At 61.2% G+C, this 8394-nt stretch carries 8 protein-coding genes; 2 read left to right on the top strand and 6 right to left on the bottom strand.

The window, feature by feature from the left end; all coding sequences use genetic code 11:
* On the top strand, positions 1-320 hold a 320-nt coding region (locus AC0L3I_RS17165), incomplete at its 5' end, for a hypothetical protein (protein ID WP_473527654.1).
* Between the two features lie 59 nt (positions 321-379).
* Here the strand turns inward: AC0L3I_RS17165 and AC0L3I_RS17160 are convergent.
* The 4 genes from AC0L3I_RS17160 to AC0L3I_RS17145 all read right to left on the bottom strand — a co-directional run bounded on the left by AC0L3I_RS17160 (position 380) and on the right by AC0L3I_RS17145 (position 4490).
* Positions 380-1426, bottom strand: a complete 1047-nt coding sequence (locus tag AC0L3I_RS17160; RefSeq protein WP_473486535.1) for a glutathione synthetase — start codon at positions 1424-1426, stop codon at positions 380-382.
* A 9-nt stretch (positions 1427-1435) separates the two neighbouring features.
* On the bottom strand, positions 1436-3334 hold the full coding sequence (locus AC0L3I_RS17155) for a flavohemoglobin expression-modulating QEGLA motif protein (RefSeq protein WP_473486534.1): 1899 nt from the start codon (positions 3332-3334) through the stop codon (positions 1436-1438).
* Positions 3331-4128: an N-formylglutamate amidohydrolase gene (locus tag AC0L3I_RS17150; RefSeq protein WP_473486628.1), complete on the bottom strand. Its 798-nt coding sequence runs from the start codon at positions 4126-4128 to the stop codon at positions 3331-3333. Before AC0L3I_RS17150 ends, AC0L3I_RS17155 begins: the two co-directional genes overlap by 4 nt.
* Before the next feature lie 110 nt (positions 4129-4238).
* The gene (locus tag AC0L3I_RS17145) at positions 4239-4490 is read right to left on the bottom strand and encodes a hypothetical protein (protein ID WP_473486533.1); all 252 of its coding nucleotides are present in this window, start codon (positions 4488-4490) and stop codon (positions 4239-4241) included.
* A 131-nt stretch (positions 4491-4621) separates the two neighbouring features.
* Between AC0L3I_RS17145 and AC0L3I_RS17140 the strand changes: the two genes are divergently transcribed.
* Positions 4622-5410: a DUF899 domain-containing protein gene (locus tag AC0L3I_RS17140; RefSeq protein ID WP_473527653.1), complete on the top strand. Its 789-nt coding sequence runs from the start codon at positions 4622-4624 to the stop codon at positions 5408-5410.
* Between the two features lie 294 nt (positions 5411-5704).
* Here the strand turns inward: AC0L3I_RS17140 and AC0L3I_RS17135 are convergent, their stop codons facing one another.
* A complete protein-coding gene (locus AC0L3I_RS17135; RefSeq protein ID WP_473527652.1) occupies positions 5705-6916 on the bottom strand; it encodes a ZIP family metal transporter in 1212 nt (403 codons plus the stop codon).
* Positions 6913-8040 carry a multicopper oxidase domain-containing protein gene (locus AC0L3I_RS17130; RefSeq protein ID WP_473527651.1) on the bottom strand — a complete coding sequence of 376 codons (1128 nt, stop codon included), beginning with the start codon at positions 8038-8040 and terminating at the stop codon, positions 6913-6915. The genes AC0L3I_RS17135 and AC0L3I_RS17130 overlap by 4 nt, the downstream gene beginning before the upstream one ends.
* Between the last annotated feature and the right edge of the window lie 354 nt (positions 8041-8394).

Raw genomic sequence — 8394 nt, 5'->3', positions numbered from 1 at the left:
TGCGGGCGCGGCAACCGGATCGTGACCTCTACCTCACCGCGCGCGCCCATCCCGCGCAGCGGGTTCGTTCTCCGGCCTCACTGCGGTCATTCGAGAACTGGCGGTGGATGACCGCTTTTGGCGCTGGTTGCTCGTTTCCAGTCGGCAATCGACCGCACGAAATCACCCATTTCCGCTTTTCACAAACGGTACCAAGCGTCAGGATTTCACCACTAAAGCGCGTCGCGTTCGAACGGATTCATGCGACGCGCTTTAAGCTCTTGTTTTTATGCATGTCGTTATCGCAAAACCGCTGCGCACTTTTGCGCGACATGCATTAGAGCGTCTTTTGGCCGAACGCTCTGTCGCGTTACAGTTTTACTTGTGGTTCCCCGACAATTCATAATGCCGCCAGTTCTCGATTGGACATCGAGGCGGGATAAGCGGCTCGTATTGAAAGCTTGTTTTCGAGGGAGATGATCACGCTCTCGGCAAAATTTGTTTGGTACATTTCCGACATGCTCGAAAGCCCGCCAGGAGTGAACACATTGATCTCCAGGAGCTTGTCTCCGACAATATCGAGCCCAACGAGGAACATCCCGTCCTGAACGAGTTTCGGTCGCACCATCTCGGCGACGGAAAGCATGTTGTTCGTTACCTCCACCCTCTCGGCGGTGCCCGCGACGTGGATGTTGGAGCGAACCTCGCCCTTTGCAGGCACGCGGCGAAAGGCGGCATATTTGCCGTCGCGTTCCAGCGCCTTTCCATTCATCACGAAGAGACGGACATCGCCGGCCTTGGCTTCGGGCAGGTAGCCCTGCGCAATCAGATAGCCTTCCCCGCTGACCGCTTCGAAGATCTGGTTGAGGTTGGCGTCCTTTGGCGAGTCGATCTTGAAGACGTTCCTGCCGCCGGATCCCTGCAGTGGCTTGACGATAGCGCCTTTGGGCTGCTGCTTGATGAAGGCGCGGATCTCTTCGATGCTCTTGGAAATCAGCGTGACCGGTCGCACGGCTTTGGGAAAGTCCTGGAAGTAGAGCTTGTTTTGAGCGAGGGCCAGCCCACCCGGATCGTTGACGACGAGCGCGCCGCGCTCGGCCGCAAGGCGCCCGAACATCGCGCCGACATTCACTGCCCACGGGCGATCGGCGGCGTCCAGCGAGGGGTCGTTCCGCAGAAAGATGATGTCGATCTCGCGAACGTCGATCGTCTTGATCTCGGTCCTGTCGCTCTGCAAATCCTTGTACAGCGTCTCCGGCTTCTTGTAAGTCGAGCTCGGCAAAGTGATAGCGCGGACCATGAGGCTGTCGTCGGGACGCAGCACGAAATCGTCGGGCGTCAGATAGGAGATTTCGTGACCGCGGCTGAGCGCCCCCAGTGCGAGCAAGGTGGTTGTATAGTGAGGCGTTTCGCGTTCGATCGAATTGACGAAGAATGCAATGCGCATCAAGAGCCCCTAGGTTGCGATCATTTCGACTGGCGAGAGCCCCGATCGTGCCTTTTCGAGACGCCGCTCTGCCTGCGGATCGAACAAAAAGGCAGGCGTTATCTCTGGCGCCCTGAGCAGGCCGCGCAGGTTCAATTCCTGCATGACACCAAAATGCGACGCCGAAATCTTCCCCATCCAGAACGGATCGAGCGCTCCGCCCTTTCCGAGATGGTCGAGCACCTCGAAGAGGCCGCGCAGGTAGATCGCGTCCTTCGCGAGGCCACCACCACGAAATAGCCTAAGGGTCAGATTGAAAGCGCCAATTTCGGTGAAACCGTAGTCGCGAACCAGAACCAGGAAGGTTTCCTGGAACGATGCACCCTCGAGCATGGCCGCGCAAGCAACCACGCGAGCGGCGATGAGACGCACACGCCCTCTTGTCATGCCGCCTGCCAGATACTCGGCGAAGACCGCGAGCCCTTCCTGCACGCCCTCATATCCGGCAAGGCCCGATCGGAAGAGGCGCAGCCCTTGAGCCGACCCATTGAAGTAGGTCAGCAGATGGACACCGATCTCATGGCTGAGCAGCGCCTCGACCCTGTGGCGCGCCATGTTTGTACTGCGTGAGATTAGAAGGCGGGAACCCGAAACCATCAGGCCAGCCGGCAGATCGTCGCGCAATTCGATCATCGGTTCGAAACCGGAATGCTGCCTGCGATAGATTTCGATCATCGAACGCGCCTGGCGCTCTACGAAAAAGCAATCGGCGCTTTCGCCGTGCTCGCCATCCCCCACCTGGTTGCCTCCTGCATTCGCCGTTTTCGCCAGAATGTCTTTCGCAGCATCAAACAATGCAGGCTCGACACGCCCGTAGAGCGCGCGGCCCAACTCGACGAAACGTGTCGTCTCCCGGGCGGACAGCATCGAAAGTTGCAGATCGAGTTCCTGCTGCTTTTCGCGATATAGGTTGAAAAGCACGGGATCCTCAAAGCGATCGAAGTCGATCGAGAAGAGCTTGCTCTTCTCGACATCCACCTGAACGGCCAGCGGCCGATAGAGGAACCTTGGCGCATGCTGGAATCTGCTGGCCTCGAATTCCCGCCACGCCGCGTCGGCGTTGATCGGTGTTACAGCCAGAAGAAAGTCGAAGGTCGCCACGATGTCGTCGATGCTCCGATCGGCGCGGCTGACTGAGTCGACGAAGGCCTGCCTTCCGAGCGCGCGGTGCGTTGGCAGGCTCAGAATGCCGGTGGCTTTGACGAAGGCGGCAATGGCCTGCAGTCCGGCATCGAAGATATTGGCGATCAGTCTTGCCCGCAGATCGGGATAGATCTCGTCGGAGTCGGGCTGTCGATAGATCGGCGCGAAACGCACGGTGAGACAGGGAAGGCCAATGAGACGCGCAGCAAGGCGCGCGTGCGGGTCGTCCGCTGAACGACGTTTATCGAGACGCGGAGAACGGAACTTGACCTCCACGCTCTCGACCGCCGAAGCAAAGCTGTCGAGGGCAGTGCGGATCGCTCGTTGATCGGTGGCGGAAAGCGTGATCTCGAAAGGTGGAAGAAACGGGGCGTCATCGCTGAGTAGCCTATCCCGTTCCAACTCGCCGACGTCCAGCAGCACGAAGGCGCCGAAGCGTTTCGCCATGGCGGAGCCTATGGCTTCGATTACCAGAACGGCGGCATCCAGATCGGGAGTGATAAGGTAAGACGCGTTGGACGATGCCACATCCCGCGCCGCATCGTCTTCACGCCCGTCGATCAAATGAATGCAAAGGAAGGGAAGCGCGCGATCGATGTGGAGGCGCCCGCCACCTTCAAGATCTCGCCGAACCGGTTTCCCAGCGTCGATATCGGCGAGAACATCTTCTACAAGCGCCATATCGAGCGCTTTCGCCGGCCTGTCGCTTACTCGCGCTTTGCTCATCTCGTCGCTTGCAGTCTATCCTCCAGGATCGGCAGCGTTGAACGGATCATAGCACGCATCGCGACCAGCGCGGCCTGATCGGGCAATCCGGTCCATTCGTCCATGAAGAATTTTTTTAACTCGACGGCGACAGCACAGCCGGTCTCCGGGAAGGCTTCGTGAATGAACCGCGTTTGCTCACCCCTGCCTTCAAAAGCGACATTCTCGCGCACGTCCATCCGGCGCCCGCGGAACTCGAACATGCGCAACGCGGCTATGAACGGTTCAACGACATGTGCCCATCGTTCACGGTCCATAGAGAAGGTGCCGATGTTGATATCGGGCGCGGTTTCCGGATCGGATGGCGCCGCGTCTGGCCCGCCACGACGGTGATTGTAGCTGTGAATGTCGAGCACGACGAAACGTCCATGGCGCTCTTCAAGCCCGCGTAAAACCTGTCTTAGCATCGAATAATAGTCGTCGTGCACACGGAGCGAATCCTCGACCGTTTCGGGCGCGGGTTTCTCGCTCCAGATGTCCATGCCCCAGGCCTGTTCGGGCGAGAGGTAGACCGCCGCCTCGCGAGCGCGGTTGAGGTCGACCTCGAAACGCGACCGGTGGAATACGATACGGTTGGGTACATCTCGAATGACGAACTCGGTGAAAGGATCTTCCTCCCGCAACCGGTCGTCGTCGGAGATCGCCAGCAACGCCTCGACGGCACCGCGGACCTCATGACCGTTGTGAATGGCCGTACCCAGGATAGGCGACAAGCCGCGATGAACCGTCCACCAATCGGCTCCCCCAATTTCCATTTTCAGGGGGGCGTCGCCAGCCAGAATTTTGTCGATCGGCGAAGCCATTTCGGAGCTTCGTGTTCGGCCGGACAATCTGGTGTTCGGGGTGGGACCGAGGACGCTGGCGATCAAACTGCGTTTCCGTCGAGTTGCGAATTGCGTTTGGCAAACGTCCTGAGTTTGCCGGTGGTTCGTTCCTTTAAGTGCTCAGCCGTGTCCGCCGCTGTGGCCAGTGTGTTACTCGTGACGGTATCCCCGACCTCAAGTAACGTCCCGTACCGCTTTCTTGTTCCGATGGAACTATCTGAAATGCCGATGTCTTTTCGTGCGGAGGGTTTCAGATGCTGGCCGGTCAAGACGGCATCGGAATAGCGCCACACTTGTTACTCCCACTGTTCGCTTTCCGGTGCCAAACTACCTCATGCCGAAAAAACGAGCGATGAGCAGCGAATGGAACCGCGTTTCAGCCATGAGGCGCGGGAATTCGCCCAGATCAGGAGGTATCAAAGCCATGACTTCATCAGCCAAGAGCGGACGGAAAAGCGGACAGACTGCCATGCACACACCACCGGTCGTGTCGCCGCAGGCGTGGGAGGCGGCCCGCGAGCAGCTGCTCGTGAAGGAAAAGGCCCAGACCCGCGCCCGTGACGCGTTGGCCGCCGAGCGCCGGCGGATGCCGTGGATGGCGGTGGAGAAGACCTATGCGTTCGAGGGGCCTGACGGAAAGGCCAGCCTGCTCGACCTGTTCGACGGTCGGCGTCAGCTGATCGTCTACCGCGCCTTCTTCGAGCCGGGAGTGTTCGGCTGGCCCGACCACGCCTGCCGCGGCTGCTCCCTGGTGGCCGACCAGGTCGCCCACGTCGCCCACCTGAACGCCCGTGACACCACCCTTGTCTTCGTCTCGCGTGCGCCTCAGGCTGATATCGCGCGGCTGAAGGCGCGGATGGGCTGGGAGATGCCGTGGTTCACTCTCACCGACAGCTTCGACGCCGATTTCGGCGTGGACGAGTGGCACGGCCACAACGTGTTCATCCGCGACGGCGACCGCGTATTCCGTACCTACTTCATCAACAACCGCGGCGACGAGCAGATGGGAGGCACCTGGAACTACCTCGACATCACCCCGCTGGGCCGGCAGGAGGTCTGGGAGGACTCGCCCGAGGGCTATCCCCAGACCCCGACCTACAAGTGGTGGAACTGGCATGACAGCTACGCCGCGGATCCAGCGGCCGACAAGAAGTGGGCCGAGGTGTCGGACGCCGGAGAGGCGGCGTTCCGGGAGGCGAACACGAAGCAATGAGCCAGGCCTGGTCCGGTGGATCCGACGGGCGGCGGCGGTCGGTCTGAGGGTCCCCGATCGACCGTAGCGCGAAGCTCCGCTACGAGGAGCGGTCGCGAATGTCCGGAACCGGCGCTCTGTGCTCGCCCGGCCGACTCAAACGGCAAGGTTGTCGGTCGATTGACGCCGGGTAGCCGGGGCGACGCACGTTGGACCCAAGCCGACCTTTTTTATTTGCCGCAACCGATCTCCGCGCCCGCAGTTCACAGGCGACAATCCGGCAGGAGCGACCGGACAAGCTGTCGCCGCGGCAGATCAGACTTTGACGAGCATAGCGGTCACATACATGAACGAGACGCCTGCGGCCAATCCCGCCATCGTGGCTGGCGCCGTAAGCGCCGCAGGGCCTCTCCCGTCCGACCTCATCAGGTACGCAGTGACCTCGACGATGACCTGCAGAATGGCTCCCGCTCCGACCGCGAGAGCCAGCGCCGACCACTGCGGCGCATAGGCCAGGCTTCCGATCCAAAGGCCGATGACGGCGGGACCGCCCGCCAGAAGCGCCAAGCCGACGAAGGTCCACAGAGGCGGGCGCTTCTTCAGCATCGGCGCGGAAATGCCGATGCCTTCGGTGATGTTGTGCAGCATGAAGCCCAACACCAGGAAAGTGCCCAATCCGGCCGCGCCTGCCGCGAACGCAGCGCCGATGGCCAGCCCCTCGCCAAGATTGTGCAGGCCGATTCCAAGCGCGATGAAGGTGGCGAGCGCAAGTCCGGTCGGCACTCCGTCGCGGCGGCCGGCCGCCATCAGCAGGAGGAAACTCGCAGCGGCTGTGAGGACGACCATTGCCTGTCCCTGGAATATTGCGGCGGACTCGGCCGCCAGTTCGAAAGCTTCAGCCGTGGCGTCGACTAACAGGAACGCCAGCAGGCCGACAGTCAGGGCGAGCAGGAAATTCATGCCGTTGCGGCCGACTCCGCGCAGCGCTGGAAAAAACATCATTCCGATGGCGACTGGAACAAGGCCGACAAACACGCCTAGCAGCGCCTGGGAGGCGAGGCTCCCTGCGTCCCGTGTCGGGGTAGGCACGGCGACCGCGATCTCGTGCCCGAACGTCGCTCCGGTTTTGGTGACGATGTTGATGGCATGCGCCTCCCCCAGCACCCAGGGGAAGGGCAGGTGGATCCATGCCGTAGCGCCGCGGGCGAGCGGTCCTGCGGGTTCCTGCGTGAACTGCCAGTAAGCGTCGTCGACCTGAACCTGGGCGATCGTCATCGGCTCCGAGCCACCGGCGCGGACCAGGACACGGATGCCGTCGGACGAAAGGATCGTCCGCTCGAAAGTCAGGCTCTCCACAGGCGGAGCGCCGTTCCCGAAGTTTCTGAGCGGGTCAGAGACCACTAGCCAGGTGATCGCCAGGCCGAGGGCGGCCAGCGGCAGGATCAGCCACAGCAAAGCGGCGCGCGATTTTCCGGAGCCGACGGGAGCGGTCGGGTCGGCGGCGGCGATGTGCGAGACCTCGTTCATGCGACCGCCTCCACCACGTCGAACATGCCCGTCCAGCCGAGTTCGGTGAACTCCGACTGATGCGGGTGGAACATGTAGAGACCGGTCTCGTGATCCTTGTAGGTAAACTCGAGGATTCCGCGCTGCGCCTGCACCTGAGTGATCAAGTCGACCGTCCTCAAGGTCGGCGTGAGCGTCGTCCCCTGTTCGAAATAGTCGAAGAAGTTGGCGTGCAAGTGGAACGAGTTGATGGGATCGAACTCGACGACATTGGCCAGATAGATGCGGACTGGGCGGTTGCGGACGATCCTGATCGGCCGCTTCATGTACGCGTGTGCGACGGTATTCACCGCATAGACTTCGTTCCCGTTGTCGAAGTTGGTGTCGAAGCCGTTCATCACCATGGCGAATTCCTGCCATTCGGCGTTCTCGGGCGTGCCAAGCAAGCGGGAACGGGCGACATTGGCAAGCTCCGGATGGCGGGCCGGATCCGGGTCGATCACGAAAAGGCCGTACATGCCCTTGTGGATATGCCGCTTCAGGGGCAGCGCATGGCAGTGATAGAGATGGCAGCCGAAGGGCCTGGCATCGAACTCGTAGACGAATTCTTCTCCCGGATCGATCAAGCCTGCACCGGGGACGCCGTCCATCCTTGCGGCATGGATGCCGTGGAAGTGCATGGAGTGGGGATGCGAGCCGGAGTTGCGGAAGACCATCCGCAGGTGCTCGCCTTCGGTCGCCCTGAGCGCAGGCCCGGGCACCCGCCCGTTGTAGGTCCAGGCCGGGAACATGATCCCCGGCGCGATTTCGATTTCCTTGTCAACCGCCTCGATCTCGAAAGTCCGAAGGATTCGTCCGTCGGGAAGCGTCGACACCGAGCCCGTTTCCCAGTCCGTCACGATCCGGGAAGGATCGAAACCGTTGCGCTCGTTGTCCACGTCTCCGACGGTGATCATCGATCCGTGGGCGGCCAAATGCGCTGGAGGCGGTGCAGCGCCCGCGGCCGACGTGGCCCCATGGCCGGAATGGGCCGATTGGCCAGCCGCCGTTCCCGCTATCGCCGAGCCTCCGGCCGCCGCCAGGCCGCCCCACAGCAGTCCACGCCTGCTGATCTTTTCGCGGAACCACATGCTGACCTCGGACATAACCGTCACCACAAATGCAAATGAGAATGATTTGCATTAGCATTAAACGGATTGTTTCGCAATCGACTCGCAACCGCATCTATTCGGGGAGGGGCCGTCGGCAAATTGATGTGGTGCGAATTTGCTCCTTACAAGCAACCAACGGGAACAACCACTTCGCATCGCGACTCACAATCATGCTTCTGTTGCGAAGTCGACCGCTGGCCACGTTGAGCAAAGCACTAAGACGGACCTGGAACGACGGCTTCTCCACGAACTGTCGACATTGAATGAGAGGGTCAGCAACGACCGCTAATGGCGCCCTGTGCTCGTTCCCGCCGGCCGATTTCAAACGGCAAGATTCTCGGCCAGCCG

This window comes from Mesorhizobium sp. WSM4840, from assembly GCF_055811755.1.
This window is presented reverse-complemented; position numbering and strand designations above follow the sequence as displayed.